Origin of the sequence: Larkinella rosea, from assembly GCF_003858635.1 — a bacterium.
Taxonomy (GTDB): Bacteria; Bacteroidota; Bacteroidia; order Cytophagales; family Spirosomataceae; genus Larkinella; species Larkinella rosea.
The window spans coordinates 1-20,050 of record NZ_RQJO01000008.1 but is presented as its reverse complement, the minus strand read 5'-3'; the positions used below and the strand labels follow the sequence as shown (position 1 = coordinate 20,050).

At 47.5% G+C, this 20,050-nt stretch carries 11 protein-coding genes and 1 rRNA gene; 10 read left to right on the top strand and 2 right to left on the bottom strand.

Annotation, left to right across the window (positions count from 1 at the left end; all coding sequences use genetic code 11):
* Positions 1-67: 67 nt before the first annotated feature.
* Together mfd and EHT25_RS08940 are read left to right on the top strand one after the other, a co-directional pair.
* Positions 68-3,421: a transcription-repair coupling factor gene (gene mfd, locus EHT25_RS08945; protein WP_124873599.1), complete on the top strand. Its 3,354-nt coding sequence runs from the start codon at positions 68-70 to the stop codon at positions 3,419-3,421.
* Between the two features lie 90 nt (positions 3,422-3,511).
* Complete coding sequence (locus EHT25_RS08940) at positions 3,512-4,777, top strand: SUMF1/EgtB/PvdO family nonheme iron enzyme (protein ID WP_124873597.1); 1,266 nt, start codon at positions 3,512-3,514, stop codon at positions 4,775-4,777.
* Between the two features lie 36 nt (positions 4,778-4,813).
* On the opposite strand, the gene EHT25_RS08935 is transcribed toward EHT25_RS08940, so the two are convergent.
* Positions 4,814-5,530, bottom strand: coding sequence for a ComF family protein (locus tag EHT25_RS08935; protein WP_229311484.1), 717 nt, complete (start codon positions 5,528-5,530; stop codon positions 4,814-4,816).
* Between the two features lie 132 nt (positions 5,531-5,662).
* On the opposite strand from EHT25_RS08935, the gene EHT25_RS08930 reads away from it, so the two are divergent.
* From EHT25_RS08930 to EHT25_RS08905, 6 genes are all read left to right on the top strand, one after another.
* On the top strand, positions 5,663-6,049 hold the full coding sequence (locus tag EHT25_RS08930; protein ID WP_124873595.1) for a hypothetical protein: 387 nt from the start codon (positions 5,663-5,665) through the stop codon (positions 6,047-6,049).
* Positions 6,050-6,157: 108 nt separating this feature from the next.
* Entirely contained in the window at positions 6,158-9,679 is a 3,522-nt protein-coding gene (locus tag EHT25_RS08925; protein WP_229311483.1) for a DUF4175 family protein, read from the top strand.
* Positions 9,680-9,863: 184 nt separating this feature from the next.
* Positions 9,864-11,726 carry a tRNA uridine-5-carboxymethylaminomethyl(34) synthesis enzyme MnmG gene (mnmG, locus tag EHT25_RS08920; RefSeq protein WP_124873593.1) on the top strand — a complete coding sequence of 621 codons (1,863 nt, stop codon included), beginning with the start codon at positions 9,864-9,866 and terminating at the stop codon, positions 11,724-11,726.
* A 62-nt stretch (positions 11,727-11,788) separates the two neighbouring features.
* Entirely contained in the window at positions 11,789-12,619 is an 831-nt protein-coding gene (locus EHT25_RS08915) for a class I SAM-dependent methyltransferase (protein ID WP_229311482.1), read from the top strand.
* A 57-nt stretch (positions 12,620-12,676) separates the two neighbouring features.
* Positions 12,677-14,284 (top strand): Ig-like domain-containing domain, encoded by a 1,608-nt coding sequence (locus tag EHT25_RS08910; protein WP_124873591.1) that lies wholly within the window; start codon positions 12,677-12,679, stop codon positions 14,282-14,284.
* Positions 14,285-14,736: 452 nt separating this feature from the next.
* The gene (locus EHT25_RS08905) at positions 14,737-16,545 is read left to right on the top strand and encodes a tetratricopeptide repeat protein (RefSeq protein WP_229311481.1); all 1,809 of its coding nucleotides are present in this window, start codon (positions 14,737-14,739) and stop codon (positions 16,543-16,545) included.
* 38 nt (positions 16,546-16,583) lie between these two features.
* Here EHT25_RS08905 and thrC read toward each other — a convergent pair whose 3' ends face one another.
* Positions 16,584-17,888 carry a threonine synthase gene (thrC, locus tag EHT25_RS08900; protein WP_124873589.1) on the bottom strand — a complete coding sequence of 435 codons (1,305 nt, stop codon included), beginning with the start codon at positions 17,886-17,888 and terminating at the stop codon, positions 16,584-16,586.
* Between the two features lie 158 nt (positions 17,889-18,046).
* Between thrC and pruA the strand changes: the two genes are divergently transcribed.
* Entirely contained in the window at positions 18,047-19,675 is a 1,629-nt protein-coding gene (pruA, locus tag EHT25_RS08895) for an L-glutamate gamma-semialdehyde dehydrogenase (RefSeq protein WP_124873587.1), read from the top strand.
* 252 nt (positions 19,676-19,927) lie between these two features.
* Positions 19,928-20,050, top strand: a 16S ribosomal RNA gene (locus EHT25_RS08890); the annotation flags it as partial.

Sequence of the window (20,050 nt, the reverse complement as noted above, 5' to 3'; positions counted from 1 at the left end):
GGTTATTTTTTTGCTGTTTGCCGCATGGAGATTTCGATCCCTGCGGCTTTTGGTATTTTACGATTCTATGAAAGTAGCCGATTTAATTACCTTATATACCGAAGATAGTTTCATCAAAATCATTGGTGAACAGTTTCGCCAGCCGCACACCGCCGACTCTTCCCGCGTTCAATTGAAAGGCATTACGGGTAGTCTGGATGCCGTTCTGGCGGCTGCGGTTTACCGCATGAACCCGGCTACTTTTCTGTTTATTTTAAGCGACCGCGAAGAAGCATCTTTCTTTTACAACGACCTGCAAAATCTGCTCGGAGAGGATGTGCTGTTTTTCCCGATGTCGTATAAAAAACCGTATCAGTACGAAGAAATCGAGAATGCCAACGTGCTGATGCGGGCGGAAGTGCTGAATAAACTGAATCAGGACGCGAAGGGCAATGTCATTGTGGTTACGTATCCGGAAGCTTTATCTGAAAAAGTAATCAATAAACGGTCGTTGCGGGCCAATACGCTGTCGGTGCAAACCGGTGATAAACTGGACGCCAATTTCATCAACGAACTCCTGAATAGTTACGATTTCGAGAAAACCGACTTTGTGTATGAAGCTGGCCAATTCTCCATTCGCGGGGGAATTATCGACGTGTTTTCGTTTGCCAGTGAGTTTCCGTACCGCATCGAGTTGTTCGGAGATGAAATCGAGAGCATTCGGTTATTCAATCCCGAAAGCCAGCTCTCGACCGACCCGGTGGAACGCATCAGCATCATTCCCAACATCGAAAACAAACTGACGCACGAAAGTCGGGAGCCGTTTCTGGAGTTTTTTCCGGACAATACCACGCTCTGGTTTAAAGACGTGGAACTGACGCTCGAAATCGTTGAGAAGAGTTTCGAAAAAGCCGAAGAAAGTCTGGCCACGCTGGTAGGAGGGAAAGGTGCCATTCAGATTGTTTCCGACCCGGACAAGTTGTTTGAAACCCGGCGCGGTTTTTTGAATCAAATCAAGCCCTTTCGGACCGTTGAATTTGGCCGTCGGTTTTATTTTAAAGTTGACGAGAAACTGAATTACACGTCTAAGGCGCAGCCGTCGTTCAACAAAGATTTCAAGCGGTTGGTCGAAAATCTGGCCGAAAACCAGTCGAAGGGCTATACCAACATCATTGCGGCCGAGTCTTACAAACAGCAGGAACGGCTAAAAACCATTTTTGAAGAGCTCGATCCGTTCCTGAAATTCCAGACGCTGGGCATTTCGCTGAAGGAAGGATTCATTGATGAGCAGACGAAAGTCGTTTGTTATACCGATCACCAGATTTTTGACCGCTATTACAAATACCGCGTTCGGGATAAATTCTCCAAATCGAAAGCCCTGACCCTGCGCGAACTGAAAACCCTGCAAGCCGGCGATTATGTCACGCATGTCGATTACGGCATCGGGCGGTTTGCGGGTCTGGAAAAAGTCGATGTGGGTGGACGCGAACAGGAAGCCATCCGGCTGATCTACCGTGACAACGATATTCTGCTCGTCAGCATCCACAGTTTGCACAAAATTGCGAAGTATACCGGCAAGGAAGGAACGCCACCGGTGATGAGCAAACTGGGTTCGCAAGAGTGGGAACTGAAAAAATCGCGGGTCAAGAAGCAGGTCAAAGACATTGCGAAAGAACTGATTGCCCTCTACGCCAAACGGCGGCAGGCACCCGGTTTTGCGTTTTCACCCGATAGTTTTCTCCAGGCCGAACTCGAATCGTCGTTCATTTACGAAGACACGCCCGATCAGGCCAAGGCAACCGCCGACGTAAAAGTGGACATGGAACAGTCGCACCCGATGGACCGGCTGGTGTGCGGAGATGTCGGTTTTGGGAAGACGGAGGTGGCCATTCGGGCGGCTTTTAAAGCGGTTACGGACAATAAACAGGTGGCGGTTTTGGTGCCAACGACCATCCTGGCAATGCAACACCACAATACCTTTAAGGAGCGGCTGGCCGACTTTCCCGTCAAAATCGAATACATCAACCGGTTTCGAACGGCCGCTCAGATCAAGGAAACGTTGAAACGGGTGGCTTCCGGCGAAACCGGTATTCTGATCGGAACGCACCGTATTGTCAATAAAGACATCAAATTCAAGGATTTAGGTCTGCTGATCATCGACGAGGAACAAAAATTTGGCGTTAAAACGAAAGATCGGCTGAAGGAAATGCGGGTCGATGTCGATGTTCTGACCTTAACCGCAACGCCCATCCCACGAACGCTGCATTTTTCCCTGATGGGTGCCCGCGATCTTTCCGTCATCGCCACGCCACCGGCCAACCGACAACCGGTAACCACCGAAGTTCATACGTTCAGTGAAGCCGTCATTCGCGATGCCGTGAGCTACGAAGTCCGGCGGGGTGGCCAGGTATTTTTTGTCCACAACCGCGTGAGTGACATCGAGTCAATTGCGAATCTGATTATGCGGCTGGTGCCCGACGCCCGGGTGTCGGTGGCCCACGGCCAGATGGAAGGCGATCGGCTGGAACGCGTCATGACTCGGTTTATCGAAGGAGAATCCGACGTATTGGTTTCGACCAACATCATCGAATCCGGTTTGGATATTCCGAACGCCAACACCATTATCATCAATCAGGCACACATGTTTGGTCTGTCGGATCTTCACCAGATGCGCGGGCGGGTGGGGCGTTCCAACAAAAAAGCGTTCTGTTATTTAATGACGCCCCCGATTTCGGCCATCACAACCGACGCCCGCAAACGGCTGCAAACGCTGGAAGACTTCTCGGAACTGGGTGAAGGATTCAAGATTGCGATGCGTGACCTTGACATTCGGGGCGCGGGAAACCTGCTGGGAGCCGAACAAAGCGGTTTTGTCAACGACCTGGGTTTTGAGATGTACCACAAAATTCTGGACGAAGCCGTTCAGGAACTGAAAGAAACCGAGTTCAAAAACCTCTTCATGCCGAATGAGGAAAGCCTGAAAACACTGCTCCCGGACACACTCATCGAGACGGATTTACAGGTATTGATTCCCGAAAAATACGTAGCCAATATCTCGGAGCGTTTGTCGTTGTATAATCAGTTGGATAACATCCAAAACCAGAAGGAATTAGAAAGTTTTCAACATTCGGTGACCGACCGGTTTGGATCGATGCCGGAAGAAGTCGAAAACCTGATCAAATTAGTGACGGTTCGCTGGAAAGCCGAGCGTTTACAGCTCGAAAAATTGACACTAAAAAATAATATCATGAAGGGAACCTTCGTTTCTTCTGGGAATGACGTTTTCTTCAACTCCGGGCAGTTTGGCAAAGTAATTGATTACGTCAAGAAAAATTCGGCAACCTGCTCATTAAAAGACCTTAAAGGAAAACTGATTTTTACGCAACGAGACGTAAATACAGTCGATCAGATGGACGATGTGTTGAGTCAGATGGTGGAATAATAACCGGGAATTGCCTTTCCGGTTGTTCTTAATCGTGAAAGTTTGCCTGACATACTGTAATTTTGAACTTCTATTAGTTACCTAATCACAATGAATCGAAAACAACCGTTACGCTCGATGGTCTACCTGCTGGCTTTTGCCGCAGTTTTAGGCGCGTGTAAGCCCAAGCACCCAACCAGCGTGAAGCCGGGAAAAGAAAGTACGGCCACCGGTATCAACTACAACAAGGAGAATGGTTTTCAGGTAGCGAAGTACAGAGGTCAGTCGGCGGGTCCGAACCTGGTGTTCATTGAAGGCGGCCGTTTTACGATGGGCGCGCTGGAAGAGGACGTGATGAACTCGCGCGATAACCGCGAGCGTACCGTTAGTATCCAGTCGTTCTACATGGACGAAACCGAAATTGCGAACATTCACTACCTGGAATACCTCGACGCGATTCAGCGCGATTCGTCGGAAGAAATTTACACCCGCGCGTTGCCCGACACGAACGTCTGGAAAAATCCGCTTTCGTACAATGATCCTTACGTAACGCAGTACCTGCGTTTCCCGGGCTTCCGGTATTACCCGGTGGTTGGGGTGTCGTGGGAGCAGGCCGTCGATTATTCGACCTGGCGGACCGATGCGGTCAATGCCAACCTGGCTCAGAAAGGCAGTTCGTCCGGCAAGAAGAAAAAAGGCTTCTCGCTGAAACGCAAGAAAAAAGAAGAAGCCGCTCCGGTAGCGGAACAGGCGGTTGCCAAAAATTCGCAGACAACGGCGTCGATGGAAAGCGGAAATGTGTTGCCCAATTATCGTCTGCCGTCGGAAGCTGAATGGGAATATGCTTCCAAAGCGATGATCGGTACACAATACATCGACGAAAACCAGTCGAATCAGCGAATTTATCCCTGGGATGGTTCGTCGGTGCGGAATGCCAAGAAAGGCCGGAAACAGGGTCAGATGCTGGCCAACTTCAAACGCGGTCGGGGTGATTACGCCGGTATTGCCGGAAAATCGAACGATGCGGCTATCATCACGGCTGAAATCTATACGTATCCGCCCAACGATTTCGGTCTATACAACATGGCCGGAAACGTGAACGAATGGGTGTATGACGTCTATCGTCCGTTGTCGTATCAGGACATGAACGACCTCAACCCGCTGCGTCGGGATGGGTATCAGGATGAAGAGAAGAACTACGACACGAAAAATGGCAATTCGCTCATTAACGATAAATTACGGGTTTACAAAGGCGGTTCGTGGGCTGACGTAGCCTACTGGCTGGCTCCGGGAACCCGTCGGTTCATGGCGCAGGATTCGGCAACGGCAACGATCGGTTTCCGTTGTGCAATGATCGCCGGAGGACGGAACAAATAAGACCTGACTTCCTGGACCCTTACAGCGGCCACTCGACTATCGGGTGGCCGCTATTGTTATAATCCCAACCGATTGGCAGTTGGAGGCCAATAAAGTCGCCGTACAGGCCTCCAATGTAGCTCCGGTGGTCAGGACGTCATCTACGAGCAAAATCCGCTTATTTGCCACTAAATCGGGCTCGCTCACGGTAAAGACGTGGCTGACGTTCTGCCAGCGCTCAATCCGGTCTTTTCCGGTTTGACTGATTGTGTACTGATTCCGGATCAACGCCTTGTCGCTCCACGGGACTTCCAGCATTTCCGACAATCCTTTGGCAAACCAGTCGCTCTGGTTGTAGCCCCGTTGCCGCAATTTGGCAGGATGCAACGGCACGCCCACAATCAGATCGATTTGCTCCTGTAATTGAATTTCGGTTTTTAACTGAAAACCGTACCAGCGTCCCAGCAAACTGCCGACTTCTTTCTGGCCGCGGTATTTCAACGCGTGAATCAGTTTTTGCGTTTTTCCTTTCTTGTTGAAATACAAGTAGGCATACACAAATTCCACTGGAATTTTTCCGGCAAACTTGATTTGTCCCGACACCAGCGCTTCGCCCCGGTGCTGACCGGTTTCGGGTAATTGAAGCCGACACGTCGTGCAGACCAATTCTTCCTGGCTTTGCAACGTGTTCTGACACAACAAACACGGATTCGGGTAGAACAGATTTAGCAGGTCCTGAAAGCCGCTTACAATTAGTTTTCCGATGATTTTCACGAACTTAGTTAGCCGAAAACGTTTAAATGCAACAAACCGGTTTTTGCGCTCCTCTTTTATTCTGTACTATGTGACGAATGAGGTCGTAAAAAGTCATAAAAACGAGTAAAAAACTCACAATTATTACGAAATATGATTACACAGGAAATAGAACAGGAGTGGGAGCAGGTGCTGGATTATCTGGAAAAAACCGTCGGCAAACGCCCGGCCGATTTGAACAGCGTCCTGTTTTTGATTGGCGTGCAGGAATTGGGTCGTGGAACACAGATTTTCACGAAAGAACAGAAACAGGATTTGATGCACATTGCCATTTGCAAAGTGCTGAGTTTGTCCGGTTATTATGAATTGGTCGGCACTGATCAGGACGGTTGGCCCCACTGGAAGCTGGTGCAGAAAGTACCGTACATCGATTTGCTGACGCAGGAGAATTTTCTGAAACTCCACGTCATTACGTATTTCAACGAATACCTCGACGAGCCGGAAAACCGCGGGTCCGGGCCAGCGGATAAAATTGTCTAACGATCTTTTTCGTTAGCATAAGGAAGTTAGTGATCAATTGATTATCTTCATTTTAGGATACTCGAATTGCGTTTATCGAAGCAGTATTAACCCTTTACGAACAGACCGATGCAGATGCAAGAATCGATTCAAACGCTGCTGCTGCGTATTGAAGAATACCGAAAGAAGTTTTACATTAATCAGGTGGCTAAAGGCGCCATTTTTTTCATTGCCTTTTCGTTGTCGGTCTATTTGCTGATGAACACGGCTGAATTTTTTGGCCGTTTTAGCTCACCCGTCCGGGGCATTTTGTTTTTTGGTTCTCTGGCGGTTATGCTAACGGCTTTATACTACTGGGTGATTAACCCACTGGTGCATCTGTACGGCATTGGCAAATCGCTGACCAACGAAGAAGCTGCGCAACAGATCGGGCGGTTTTTTCCGGAAGTAGGGGACAAGCTGCTGAACACGCTCCAATTGCGCGCGCTCACCCGCCAGCAAAGCGATCTGCTCGAAGCCAGCATCAACCAGCGGTCGAAACAACTCCTGATTGTACGGTTTGCCGACGCGATCCAGATCAACCAAAACCGCCGGTTTGTGAAATACGCCGTTATCCCGGCTTTTATCATTGGTGGTTTGCTGTTGTTGTATCCGGCTTTTCTGACCAGCACCTCGAAGCGAATCATCAGTTACGATCAGGAATTTGCGGAAGAAGCCCCATTTCAGTTTCAGTTGCGAAATAAAAATCTGAAGGCTTTCCGGAATGAGGACTATACGCTCGAACTCCAACTGAAAGGAAATACGCTGCCGCAGGACGTTTATCTGGTTTCGAATAACACCCGGTTTAAGCTCAACAACGACGGCAAAGGAACCTTCTCCTATACCTTCGATAATGTTCAGCGGAACATTCCATTCCGGTTTGAATCCGTCGGATTTGCATCGCCCAGTTATGAACTGGTCGTTCTGGATCGGCCGGGTTTGCTTTCCTTTGACGTTAGTTTGGTTTATCCGGGCTATTTGAACAAACCGTCTGAACAACTTTCGAACGTCGGCAACTTGCTGGTACCGGAGGGAACGCAGGTTACCTGGCGATTTTCGGCGGCCAATACCGATTCGGTTTTGATTCGGTTTGCGGGCGAACCGCGCGGTTTGGTAGCCGAAAAACAGTCGTCCGACGAGTTTGAATTTTCGCGGGTAGTAAAAAAATCGTCGAATTATTCGGTTTCGCTGAAGAACAAAGTGGCTGCCAGCCGCGATAATATTCAGTATACGTTGAACGTCGTCAATGATAAATTCCCGCAGGTTTCGCTGGAAAACTTTAAGGATACGACCTTTTATAACTACGTCATGCTGGGCGGAACGATCACCGACGACTACGGTTTTTCCAACCTGAAAGTCCAGTACAAAGTGATTCGGGCGGGCCAGGATGCGCCGGATAAATTCCTGACCCGCGCCATTCCGTTCAACCGCTCAGCGGCTACCCAGAATTTTTATTACCAATGGGGGCTCGACAGCCTGAAAATGCAACCCGGCGATCGGCTCGAGTATTTCGTTCAGGTTTGGGATAACGATGTTATTAACGGCTTCAAAAGTGCCCGTTCGACCTTTGCTCAGTTTGCCGTTCCCGATCAGGCCAAGCTGGCGGAAGAAGCCGAACGTTCGTCGCAGAAAACCGAGAACCAGATCAGCAAAACACTAACGAAAGCCCAGCAACTCAAAAAGGATCTGAACACGCTGGAAAACCGCCTTCAAACGAAGAAGAACCTGGATTTCCAGGATAAGAAACAGGCGGAAGATCTGCTGAAAAAGCGGGAAGAATTAATGCAGGAGCTGAAAGAATTGCAGGAACAGAACAAAACCAGCAACGAACGTCAGCAGCGGTTTAACAATCAGAATCCGGAAATGCTCCAGAAATTCGAGCAATTGCAAAAGCTGATGAACGAGCTGATGGATCCTGAAACGCAGAAGCTCTACGAAGAATTGAAGAAGATGCTGGAGCAAAAGCAGGACGATAAAATGATTGACATGCTCGATCGGCTGAAGAATAAAGAGAAGAATCTGGAGAAGGAATTGGAGCGCGCGCTGGAACTTTTCAAGCAGCTTCAGATGGAACAGAAGATGGAAAACGCCATCAAAGACCTCGAAAAGCAAGCCGAAAAACAAGAGAAATTAGCGAACGAAACCGAGAAGCAGGAAGCTCAGAAAGACAAAGACGATAAGGCGCAGCCGAAAAAAGACGATGCTAAATCCAAAAAGGATGAGGATGCAAAGTCGAAAAAAGACGAAAACGCGCAGTCGAAGAAGGATGAAAATCAGCAATCCAAGAAGGACGAAAAGGACGATAAGAAGGATCAGAACAGCGACTCCAAGAAAGATGACAACGCCAAAAAAGACGAGAAAGGTGAGCTGAGCAAAAAGCAGGAAGAACTTAACAAAGAGTTTGAAAAGACGCGTGAGGATTTGAAGGACATTGAAAAGATGGCCGAGGAGATGAAAAATGCGGAGAAACAAGATACGCACGAAGATCTTCAGCAGGAAATCAGTAATGAGCAACAGGAAAGCCAGAAGCAGCTGGATCAGAAGCAAAACGACAAAGCTTCGAAATCTCAGAAGAATGCCGCCAAGCAAATGAAGAAGCTCAGTGAGCAACTGGAGCAACAACAGCAGTCGGCGGAGATGGAAGAGTCCCAGGAAAACATGGATGATCTGCGCGACATACTTGAGAATCTGATTCAACTGTCATTCGATCAGGAGCGCGTCATGAAGGATTTCAAGGCGGTTTCGTTGCAGGATCCGCGCTTTGTCAAGCTCGCTCAGGATCAATTAAAGCTTCAGGATGATGCTAAAATCATCGAAGACAGCCTGTATGCGTTGGCAAACCGGGTGCTTCAAATCCAGACATTTGTAACTCGCGAGCTCAATAATATGAAGGGCTACATGGACGAAAGCGTCAAATACATTCGCGAGCGTCGATTAAATGTTGCTACATCGAAGCAGCAATTTGCCATGACGTCTATCAATAACCTGGCCCTGATGCTGAGTGACGTGTTCAAGCAAATGCAGGAACAGCAGATGAGCCAGATGTCGGCTTCGGGCAAAGGAAGTAAGGGCAAGAAAAAAGGCAAAGGCAAGGCGATGTCGATGGGCGAAATGCAGAAGCAATTGAATGAGCGGATGCAAAAACTCATGAAAGAGGGGCAGGGAGGCAAAGGTGGACGTGGTATGTCCGAAGAACTTTCCCGACTAGCGGCCGAGCAAGCCATGATGCGCCGGATGCTGAAAGAACTTCAGGATGCTCAAAAAGGTACGGAATTGGGCAAAAAATTGGGCGGTGAAATGAATGATATTATGAATAAGATGGATGAGACGGAAACAGATCTGGTCAATAAACGGGTCACCCAGAACACCATTAAACGCCAACAGGAGATGCTGATTCGCTTGCTGGAATCCGAAAAAGCCATTAAGGAACAGGAAGAAGATTTGCAACGGAAAGCAGAACAGGCGAAACCGGTGATGCGAAAACCACCACCACAGTACGAACAATTGGTGAAGGACAAACAAAAGCAAGTTGAATTGTTGCGTTCTGTTCCACCTGATTTTTCACCATTTTACAAACGCGAAGTTGATTCGTATCTCAAAAAGTTAAAGTAAGTTAAGGGGCTTCGGCCCCTTTTTTTATTTTGAATCTTTTCGTCTGTAGTTACGTTGATTTTAACAATCCTCATCTTTTACGCGTACTTTATTTCCTATTTTTGTATTTGCGTTTTTTCTGTTGCGCGCTGTGAAATGTTTCCACGTGGAACATTTTTTCAAACTTTGTAAAATTTCACGCATTATGTTTAATAAGTATGATGTCATCGTAGTTGGTGCGGGACATGCCGGTTGTGAAGCGGCTGCGGCTGCGGCCACAATGGGTTCGTCGGTTTTACTGATTACAATGAACATGCAAACGATTGCCCAGATGTCTTGCAACCCGGCGATGGGTGGTGTGGCGAAAGGACAAATCGTTCGGGAAATTGATGCACTTGGTGGACAATCCGGAATTATAAGTGATAAATCAATGATTCAATTCCGGATGTTGAATCGCTCAAAAGGCCCGGCGATGTGGAGTCCACGTTGTCAAAGTGATCGGATGTTGTTTGCGGCAGAGTGGCGTAAAACACTGGAAGAAACACCAAATCTGGATTTCTGGCAGGATATGGTCACTGAAATTACGGTAAAAGACCAACGCGTAACCGGCGTGAAAACCAGCATGGGAATGGAAATTCAGGCTGATTCCGTTGTACTTACAAATGGAACATTTCTGAATGGAAAAATCTACATTGGTGAAAAAACATTCGGAGGGGGAAGAACGGCCGAACGCTCAGCCAGCGGTTTAACGGAACAATTGGTACAGCTCGGATTCGAAGCAGGGCGCATGAAAACCGGTACACCACCGCGCGTCGACGGACGAAGTTTGAACTACAACCTCATGGAAGAACAACCCGGAGATGAAAATCCCGGTAAGTTTTCGTACCTCAATACACCGGTTTTAACCAAACAACGGCATTGCTGGATTACCTACACGAACCCGGAAGTGCATGAAATACTGAAGACCGGTTTTGAACGATCACCGATGTTTACAGGCCGAATCAAGGGGCTAGGGCCCCGGTATTGCCCGTCGGTGGAGGATAAAATCAATCGGTTTGCGGACAAAGATCGGCACCAGATTTTCGTAGAACCGGAAGGATGGGATACGGTTGAAGTGTACGTAAACGGTTTTTCGACCTCTTTGCCGGAGGACGTGCAAATAAAAGCCCTGCGAAAGATACCCGGTTTTGAAAACGCCAAGATGTTTCGCCCTGGGTATGCGGTCGAATACGACTACTTTCCACCGACACAATTGAAGCAAACGCTGGAAACTCACCTGGTCAACGGGCTCTTTTTTGCCGGCCAGATCAACGGAACAACGGGCTATGAAGAAGCCGCCTGTCAGGGTTTGATCGCGGGAATCAACGCGCATAATACGGCGAAAGAACTGGACGCGTTCACCCTGAAACGCTCGGAAGCCTACATTGGCGTATTGATCGACGACCTGATCACGAAAGGGACTGAAGAGCCTTACCGCATGTTCACCTCCCGCGCCGAGTACCGAACCATTCTGCGGCAAGATAACGCCGACTTGCGGTTAACAGAAAAAGGGTACGAAATCGGCTTGGCAACGCAGGAGCGGTATGAGTTGATGCAGGCAAAAAAAGCCAATGTAGCTGCCATTCTAGAGGAGATGAAGCAGATGCGGGTGCAGCCCGAAACCATCAATACGGTTTTGGATTCGCTGGGCAGCGCCCAGATTCGGGAAAAAACATCCCCTTATTCGCTGTTAAGACGGCCGGAAATTAACCACAAAGAGCTCATCTCATTAAGCGATAATGTCGCCGATTACCTCCATTCGTTCAACGAGGAAACCATTGAGGAAGCGGTTATTCTGGTGAAATACGAGAGTTATATTGAGAAGGAACGATTGATGGTGGAGAAAACGGAAAAGCTCGAAAGCCTGCTGATCCGCCCGGATTTTGACTTTGACCGGTTGTCAGCCTTGTCGTTCGAAGGGCGTGAAAAGTTGAAGCGTATCCGACCACAAACCATTGGCCAGGCGTCGCGCATCAGCGGGGTCAGCGCATCCGACATTTCCATTTTAATGATTTACTTAGGCCGGTAATGATGACGGTTGAACACCTTAGAGAGTGCCCGGTTTGTGGAAATCAGTCGTTTTCAAACTGGATGACGTGTACCGATTTCCTGGTTTCGAAGAAGGAATTTACGATTCAGAGTTGTGAGCAGTGCGGTTTTAAAGCCACAAATCCGCGGCCGGTAGAAGCGGAGATCGGGCAGTATTATCAATCGGAAGACTACATTTCACACAGTGATACACGTCAGGGAATCATCAGCCAACTGTACCATTCTGTCCGGAAAATTACGCTGCAGCAGAAGGTAAAACTGATTACCAGTCTTTCACCCCGGAAAGGAGAATTGCTGGATATTGGCTGCGGTTCTGGTTATTTTCTGGAAGCCAGTCAGGAAGCGGGTTGGAAAATAACGGGTACTGAGCCGGATGCCAACACGCGACAGCAAGCTTTTCAGCGGACTAGTGTACCCTTGAAAAAGTCGATTTTTGAACTGAATGATGATCAGCCCTACGATGTGATTACGATGTGGCACGTATTGGAACACGTCCATGAATTATCGGAAACCCTGGAGTGGATCCGTAGTCACAGTCGACAAAATGGGCATTTAGTGATCGCGGTTCCTAACTATCATTCGTGGGATGCGCAGCATTATAAACCATTCTGGGCCGCGTATGATGTGCCCCGACATCTCTATCACTTTTCTCCGGACGTCATGAAAACACTGCTGAAAAGATACGGTTTTGAGTTGAAAGAACAGCGGCCGATGCTGTTCGACGCGTTCTATGTGAACATGCTCAGCACGAAAAACCGAGATGGAAAGCCCGCTTATCTTGAAAGTTTTTGGAATGGAATTCGTTCTAATTGGGCAGCTTATCAGGATGGGGGTAATTATTCAAGCTTGATTTACGTCGCTCAGGCACAATAATAAATTAATTCTCACGCCCTGAATAGCCCAACTATTCAGGGTTTTTTATGCCAACTAATGAAACAAGCACTCGTACTATTCGCCATTATCTGCGTTTTTCTAAATTCCTGTTCCCAATACGCGGCTCCAATTGGCGGTAAAAAAGACACGCTGGCACCGGTTTTGGTGAAAAGTACGCCCATTAATAAGCAGAAGAATTTCAACGAAAAATCGATTGAACTTTTCTTCAATGAATACATCCGGGTGGAAAATGCTAACCAGAAAGTGCTGATCACACCCGAACCGGAATCGCCGTTTAAACCTAAAATAAAGCCCACGAGTTTACGACTGGTATTCGATAAACCGTTCAAAGAGAATACAACCTACACGTTCAACTTTACGGACGCCGTAAAAGACGTAACGGAGAATAATCCGGCCTTGAGTCTTAAACTGGTTTTCAGTACCGGCAGTACCATTGACTCCATTCGGGTAGGAGGGAAGGTGACGGATATGCAAACCGGGCAGCCCACCTTGAACACCCTGGTCGGTCTATACGTACTCAATGACACATTGACGCCAACCAAAACAAAACCGTACTATTTCACACGGACCGATACCTCCGGCGTGTTCTTGTTGGAGAATGTGAAGGATGGTCGCTATAAAATCTTCGCATTTGATGATAAAAATTTAAATTATATTCTAAATCCGAATACCGAAAAAATGGCATTATTGAAAGGCGATCTTGATCTAAAAGCCAATAATGATACGATAAAATTGCAATTATTTTCGTTTTACAACACTCCTCCACGCTCCGTGAGGACGCAGCAGCTCGTCAACACGTACACATATGTGTTTGACAGAGGTATAGAAAGCTACCAGGTGCAGTTTACCAATCCGCAGGATACGCTTCCGTCTTATTTTAGAACGCCAACGGAACTCACCTTTTTTAATGCCCGCGCAACGACGGATACGGTTCGACTGAAGATTACGGTGACGGATTCCTTAAAAAATAAAACCGAGCTTACTCAGAAATTTAAGTTCCGAACACCCACGCGCCGTGAAACACCGGAGCCCGTTACCGTTTCGGCCAAACCCGCCGACAACGGCGACGTCGATCGGGTGATGGAAGTGGTGCTTCAGTTTTCGAAACCAATGAAACACATCACCACCGATTCGCTCCGGCTTTTCAGCGACACGACAAACCGCATCCCCTTAACGACGCAGGACTACCGGTGGGAAAACAATCAAACCCGCTTCGTTCTGACAAAGACAACAACTGCCAAAAATAGCGTCGTGCTTCGGTTGGGAAGAGGAGCATTTATTAGTGTCTTGAACGACTCGACGGCGGCCGCGGAACTGAACTACTTTATCCGTGATCCGGAAAAATATGGGGTGCTGACGGGCAAGGTTAATACAACCGCAAAACAGTTTATTGTGGAATTATTGGATGAGAATTTCAAGCTCGTTGATAAGCAGTCAAACAACCCGACCTATCGTTTCGTTAACATAAAACCGGGTCGCTACCGGCTCCGCGTTATCATCGATGAGAATGGCAATGGCCGGTGGGACAGTGGTAATCTGACCGAAAACCGCCTGCCCGAACCCATCTATTTCTTCACCCGAAATAAAGGGATTATACCCATCAAAGCAAACTTCGATATATCGGAAGATTTAGACGCCTTTTGAAAGGTCAATGTGAAATTAAAAAAACACAAATAATCCGTGGAAAAGTAAGTGGAAAACCGTGTGGATAGTGTGGACAAAATGTGAAAGGGTACAAATGTTGCTGTGAACAACCCAGGTAACGCTGTGGATAAAAAATTTGTCGACTGTGGATAGTGTACAACTCCGATATTTTCCACAACTTATTCTACGAACCATTAACACGTGGAAATGTTTAACACCTATCTTGTGGAAATGTGCTTAAATCCGGTGGTAGTTTAAAACAACAATTGTGGATAAACAAAATTTGAATTGATTTTCAGATAGTTACATGTGGATAAATGAAATTCAAGTGTGGATAACCTGATTTTCTTATCCACAGCGTTCAAGAATAAATGTGCATAAAGAACTTGTCCACATATCCACAGACAACAATCCTTTAAATCCTTTATTCTTTAAATTAATAAAAAAGAAAAATGAAGAAGATAACGGGAGTACTGATTATGCTGCTGGTAGTCGGCTTGGTAAATGGATTTGCCCAGGAAGGACCGGATCTCGCGGATGAATATTTCAAAAAAGGCGAATTTGAAAAAGCGTACACGATTTATCAGAAACTGATGAAAACCGGTGCCAGTAAACAACTCATCAGTCAATATGTGGAGAGTGCGGTAAAATTGAATAAAATCGCGGACGCTGAAAAAGTGATTCGACGGCTGATCAAATCGGACGATAAAAATCCGTACGTGCTCCTGCAAGCCGGTGTTCTGGAAGAAAGCCGGAATGACTCGGCTAAAGCAGACGTTTATTTTAACAAGGCTATGTCGGTTGCCAGCAGCAACGTAAACGGTTTGCCCGAACTGGCGCAGGACTTTGCCGAAAAACTCAAAGCAACCTGGGCGATTAAGGTGCTGAAGAAAGGCCGGGAGCAAAGCCGGGAGCCGCTAGCCTACGCCGGCGAACTGGCGCGCTTGTACGGCGCCGTGGGTCAGAAAGAAAACATGATCGACGAATTGCTGCATTGGGGTCTGATACCGGGGAACCGGGACAACGTGCAGGCCATGTTGCAGGACAATCTGAAAGACGCCGATCAGAAAATGCTCGAGACGGTTTTGTACAAGAAAGTGCAGGAAAATCCGAACGAGATGTTTTATACTGAAATGCTCGTTTGGTACTTAACGCAAAAGAAAGAGTTCTATAAAGCATTCATTCAGGAACGAGCCCTCGACAAACGCTTAAAATTGACCGGTGTGCGCGTTTATGATCTCGGTGCGGTTGCACTCCAGAATAAAGATTACAAGAACGCTGCGGCCATGTTTGAGTATGTAGCGAAGGAGTATCCGCAGGGGCAGCTCTACGCCTTCGCCCGTCGGCTGGTGATCAAGGCGCGGGAGGAACAGGTCAAGAACACCTATCCGGTGGATAATTCCGAAATCCGGAAGCTGATCGCCGATTACCAGAAGATGTTTCAGGAACTGGGCAAAAATAACCGTACCCTCGAAGCGCTGCGGAGCACGGCCAATCTGTACGCTTTTTACCTGGATGAAAAGGATACGGCGATAACAATTCTGCAACTGGCCACCGAAATCAGTAAAAACGAAAAAGCGTTCATCGACCGCTGCAAACTCGATATGGGCGATATCTATCTCCTGAAAGGGGAACCCTGGGAAGCAACTTTGTTGTATTCGCAGGTTGAAAAATCGCAGAAAGAAGAACTGCTGGGCTATGAAGCGAAACTGCGAAATGCCCGGCTACACTATTACAAAGGCGAATTTGAGTTGTCGAAAGAGGTACTGGATATTTTGAAACAGGCCACCAGTCGAGAGATTGCCAACGATGCCGGGGCGCTTAGTTTGCTCATTATGGATAATACCGGTATGGATTCGGACAGCAACGAAACTGCCATGAAGGAGTTTGCGTCCATTGAATTGATGTTATTTCAAAACAAAGTAGATTCGGCCGCTTTGGCTCTCAACCAGATGTACGCCAAATACAAGGATCACAGCCTGGCCGACAATATTCTGTGGTTGCGGGCTAATACGCTCATCAAGCAAAACAAAATTGACGAAGCCTTGCAGGATTTGGAAAAAATCTCGGCCAATTACGGCGAAGATGTACTGGGAGACGACGCGCTTTTTCTAACCGCAAAAACGTATGAGGAAAACAAGCAGGATAAACCCAAGGCGATGGAACTCTACAACCAGCTTTTGCAAAAATATCCGGGAAGTATTTTCGGTGCCGATGCCCGAAAGCGGTTTCGGGCCTTGCGGGGAGATACAATCAATTAACGAAAGAGTCCCGTCAATCTGGCGGGACTCTTTCGTTTTCAGGCCGTTTGCAAAAGAAATTCCTTGAATTCGTCGAAGTCGGCTTTCATCTTGAAACTGTGTTTCGGACGATTCATCAGCTCTTCCAAAGCCGCCGGAATTTCCACCGGTTTGTGGATAACTGACTCCACCAGTTCTTTAAACTTCGCCGGATGCGCGGTGGCCAGCGTTATTCCACATACACCCGGGTTGGATTGTTGATAACTTGTCAACCCTAAATAACCGACTGCCGTGTGCGGGCACATGACGTAGTCAAATTGTTGATAAACAGCTTCCATAGCCTGTTTGGTCTGTTCATCATTGAAGAAATAGCCGGTTAAAATTTGTTTTAACGTTTCATAATGGTCGTCAAACAGGTGAGTTAACCGCACAAAATTGCTCGGACTGCCCACATCCATCGCGTTCGAGATCGTTTCAACCGACGGTTTGGGTTCGTAAATACCGGTTTCCAGATACTTCGGAACTACGTAATTCAGGTTTGTCGAAGCAATAAATTGCTGAACCGGCAACCCCATTTTATAAGCCAGCGCACCCGCACTCAAATTACCGAAATTGCCGCTGGGCGTCGAAAAAACCACCGGTTTTCCGAACTGTTTCACTTGTCCATAGGCCCGGGCGTAGTAAAAACTTTGCGGAATCAGCCGGAAAATATTGATCGAATTAGCCGAAGCCAACCTAAACTGTCGATTCAACTCACTATCGGTAAAGGCGGTTTTTACCAATGCCTGACAATCGTCAAACGAACCGTCTACTTCAATGGCCGTAATATTCTGACCCAGTGTTGTCAACTGTTTTTCCTGCAAATCGCTCACCCGACCGCTTGGGTACAGAATCGTTACTTTAATACCGGGAACGCCCAGAAAGCCCATCGCAACGGCGCCACCCGTATCACCGGAGGTGGCCACCAGAATGTGAACTTCCTGATTCGATTTTTCCAGATAATAGCCCATCATGGCTGCCATATACCGGGCGCCGACGTCTTTAAAAGCCAGCGACGGACCATGAAACAACTCCAGAACGTGCGTTTTTCCATCTTCCAGCGTCACAACCGGCGTGTCGAACGGAAAGGCGTGATGGACCAGTTCTTCCAGTTTATCGGACGGAATCGAATCCTTGAAAAGTGCCTTACTAACCTGAAAACCAATATCTGACAGTGAACCGTCCGAAATGGAATTAAAGAAATCAGCTCCCATAAAAGGAATCGTTTCCGGCATGTAAAGGCCCCGGTCTGCGGGCAAACTGCGGAGCAAAGCTTCCTCCATCGAAACCCGGAGTGAAGGATTATTCGTACTGTAAAACTTCATGGCAAAGAGTTGAAAAATGGCCGCAAGTTACGAAACCTCAAACCGTTAACCGAACAAATGAACCGACAAATGACAAAAACCGGGTCACAATTAGTAAGGAACCTTAATGGTTTGCTTTCGATTATCTAATTTAGCAAGCTTCAAAAATCAACAAACACATGTCAGTAGGCTTTTTTCAGGTACCAATTCCACAAAATGAGCCGGTTAAAGAATACCGTCCCGGTTCCGACGAGCGTGCGAAATTAAAAGCGGCTCTGGCCGAAGCGTCTTCAAAAACGATTGATATTCCAATGTATATCGGCGGAGAAGAAGTGCGAACCGACGTTCAGAAAGAGTTACTAGCTCCCCATAACCGCCATCAGATTCTGGGATATTTCCACGAAGGGGATCAAACCCACGTTGAGCAGGCTATTACGGCGGCTTTGAATGCAAAAGAATCATGGGCCAGTATGTCGTGGGAACACCGCGCCAGCATCTTTTTAAAAGCTGCTGAACTGTTAGCCGGCCCCTATCGCTATAAAATCAATGCAGCAACGATGCTGGGCCAGTCGAAAAATGCCTATCAGGCTGAAATCGATTCAGCGTGCGAACTAATTGATTTTCTTCGGTTTAATGTACATTATGCGACGGAAATCTACAGCCAGCAGCCGCGTTCGTCGGCCGGAGTCTGGAACCGCTCGGAATACCGGCCGCTGGAAGGATTCGTTTTTGCACTGACGCCGTTCAACTTCACGGCCATCGCCGGAAATTTGCCGACAGCGCCCGCCATGTTGGGAAATACCGTCGTTTGGAAACCGGCCTATCAGCAAATTTATTCGGCACAGGTGATTATGGAAGTGCTGAAAGAAGCTGGTTTGCCCGAAGGCGTCATCAATCTGATTTATGTCGATGGTCCGCTGGCGGGCGAGGTGATTTTCAAACACCCGGATTTTGCGGGCATTCACTTTACGGGAAGTACCGGCGTTTTTCAACAAATCTGGAAAACCATTGGCGAAAACATTCACCGGTTTAAGTCGTATCCGCGCATTGTTGGCGAAACCGGTGGGAAAGACTTCGTTTTGATTCATGAATCTGCCGATCCCAAAGCCGCAGCCACCGCACTGGTTCGCGGGGCCTTTGAATACCAGGGGCAAAAATGCTCTGCGGCATCACGAGCGTATATTCCGTCGACGCTTTGGGATCAGATTCGGGAATACATTCTGGCTGACTTACAGGCTATTAAGATGGGAAGTGTGGAAGACTTTGGGAATTTTGTGAATGCGGTTATTGATGAAAAAGCATTTGATAAAATCAGCAACTACATTTCCGATGCGAAAAAGGATCCGACGGTTGAGGTAATTGCGGGTGGAAATGTGGATAAAACCAACGGTTTTTTTGTGGAACCGACGATTCTATTAGCCGCCAATCCGCTGTATATAACCATGTGTGAAGAAATATTCGGCCCGGTGTTGACAGTTTATATCTATCACCCCGACAATTTCGAGCAAACCATTGAACTGGTGGATCAGACTTCGCCGTATGCATTAACGGGCGCATTTTTCGCTAAAGACCGGTATGCGATCGATCTGGTGACCAAAAAACTGTCGAATGCCGCCGGCAATTTCTACATCAACGATAAACCGACGGGAGCCGTGGTGGGTCAGCAACCATTCGGTGGCGCCCGGGGATCCGGTACCAATGACAAAGCCGGTTCGTTGCTGAATTTGTACCGTTGGATTTCCGCCCGGACCATCAAGGAGACGTTGGTGTCGCCAACCGATTTCCGCTATCCGTTTTTGGATAGTTAAAGGGTGTTTAAAATGAGCAATAAGGAGATAGAATTGTATTGAAAAAAGAATGTTGTGCTAAATCAACTTTTTTCGAAAAAGGACTTGCGCTAAGCAAAACAAACCTCTATCTTTGCAGTCCCAAATAGATAATACGGCTGGACGGAAACGTTCAGCAACAGTTTTCCAAGCGAGGAAAACACGTTCTTTGACAATTTGACCAAGTAAGTAAGAAGCTAAAGTTCCTGCGTAAAGTACAAGTACAAATCATTTACAATGGAGAGTTTGATCCTGGCTCAGGATGAACGCTAGCGGCAGGCCTAATACATGCAAGTCGAACGGATAGCTTCGGCTATTAGTGGCGTACGGGTGCGTAACGCGTAAACAATCTACCTT

Excerpts from the sequence above, each read along its gene's own strand:
- mfd (WP_124873599.1), top strand. The coding sequence starts at position 68 with ATGAAAGTAGCCGATTTAATTACCTTATATACCGAAGATAGTTTCATC.
- EHT25_RS08940 (WP_124873597.1), top strand. The coding sequence starts at position 3,512 with ATGAATCGAAAACAACCGTTACGCTCGATGGTCTACCTGCTGGCTTTT.
- EHT25_RS08930 (WP_124873595.1), top strand. The coding sequence starts at position 5,663 with ATGATTACACAGGAAATAGAACAGGAGTGGGAGCAGGTGCTGGATTAT.
- EHT25_RS08925 (WP_229311483.1), top strand. The coding sequence starts at position 6,158 with ATGCAGATGCAAGAATCGATTCAAACGCTGCTGCTGCGTATTGAAGAA.
- mnmG (WP_124873593.1), top strand. The coding sequence starts at position 9,864 with ATGTTTAATAAGTATGATGTCATCGTAGTTGGTGCGGGACATGCCGGT.
- EHT25_RS08915 (WP_229311482.1), top strand. The coding sequence starts at position 11,789 with ATGACGTGTACCGATTTCCTGGTTTCGAAGAAGGAATTTACGATTCAG.
- EHT25_RS08910 (WP_124873591.1), top strand. The coding sequence starts at position 12,677 with ATGAAACAAGCACTCGTACTATTCGCCATTATCTGCGTTTTTCTAAAT.
- EHT25_RS08905 (WP_229311481.1), top strand. The coding sequence starts at position 14,737 with ATGAAGAAGATAACGGGAGTACTGATTATGCTGCTGGTAGTCGGCTTG.
- thrC (WP_124873589.1), bottom strand. The coding sequence starts at position 17,888 with ATGAAGTTTTACAGTACGAATAATCCTTCACTCCGGGTTTCGATGGAG.
- pruA (WP_124873587.1), top strand. The coding sequence starts at position 18,047 with ATGTCAGTAGGCTTTTTTCAGGTACCAATTCCACAAAATGAGCCGGTT.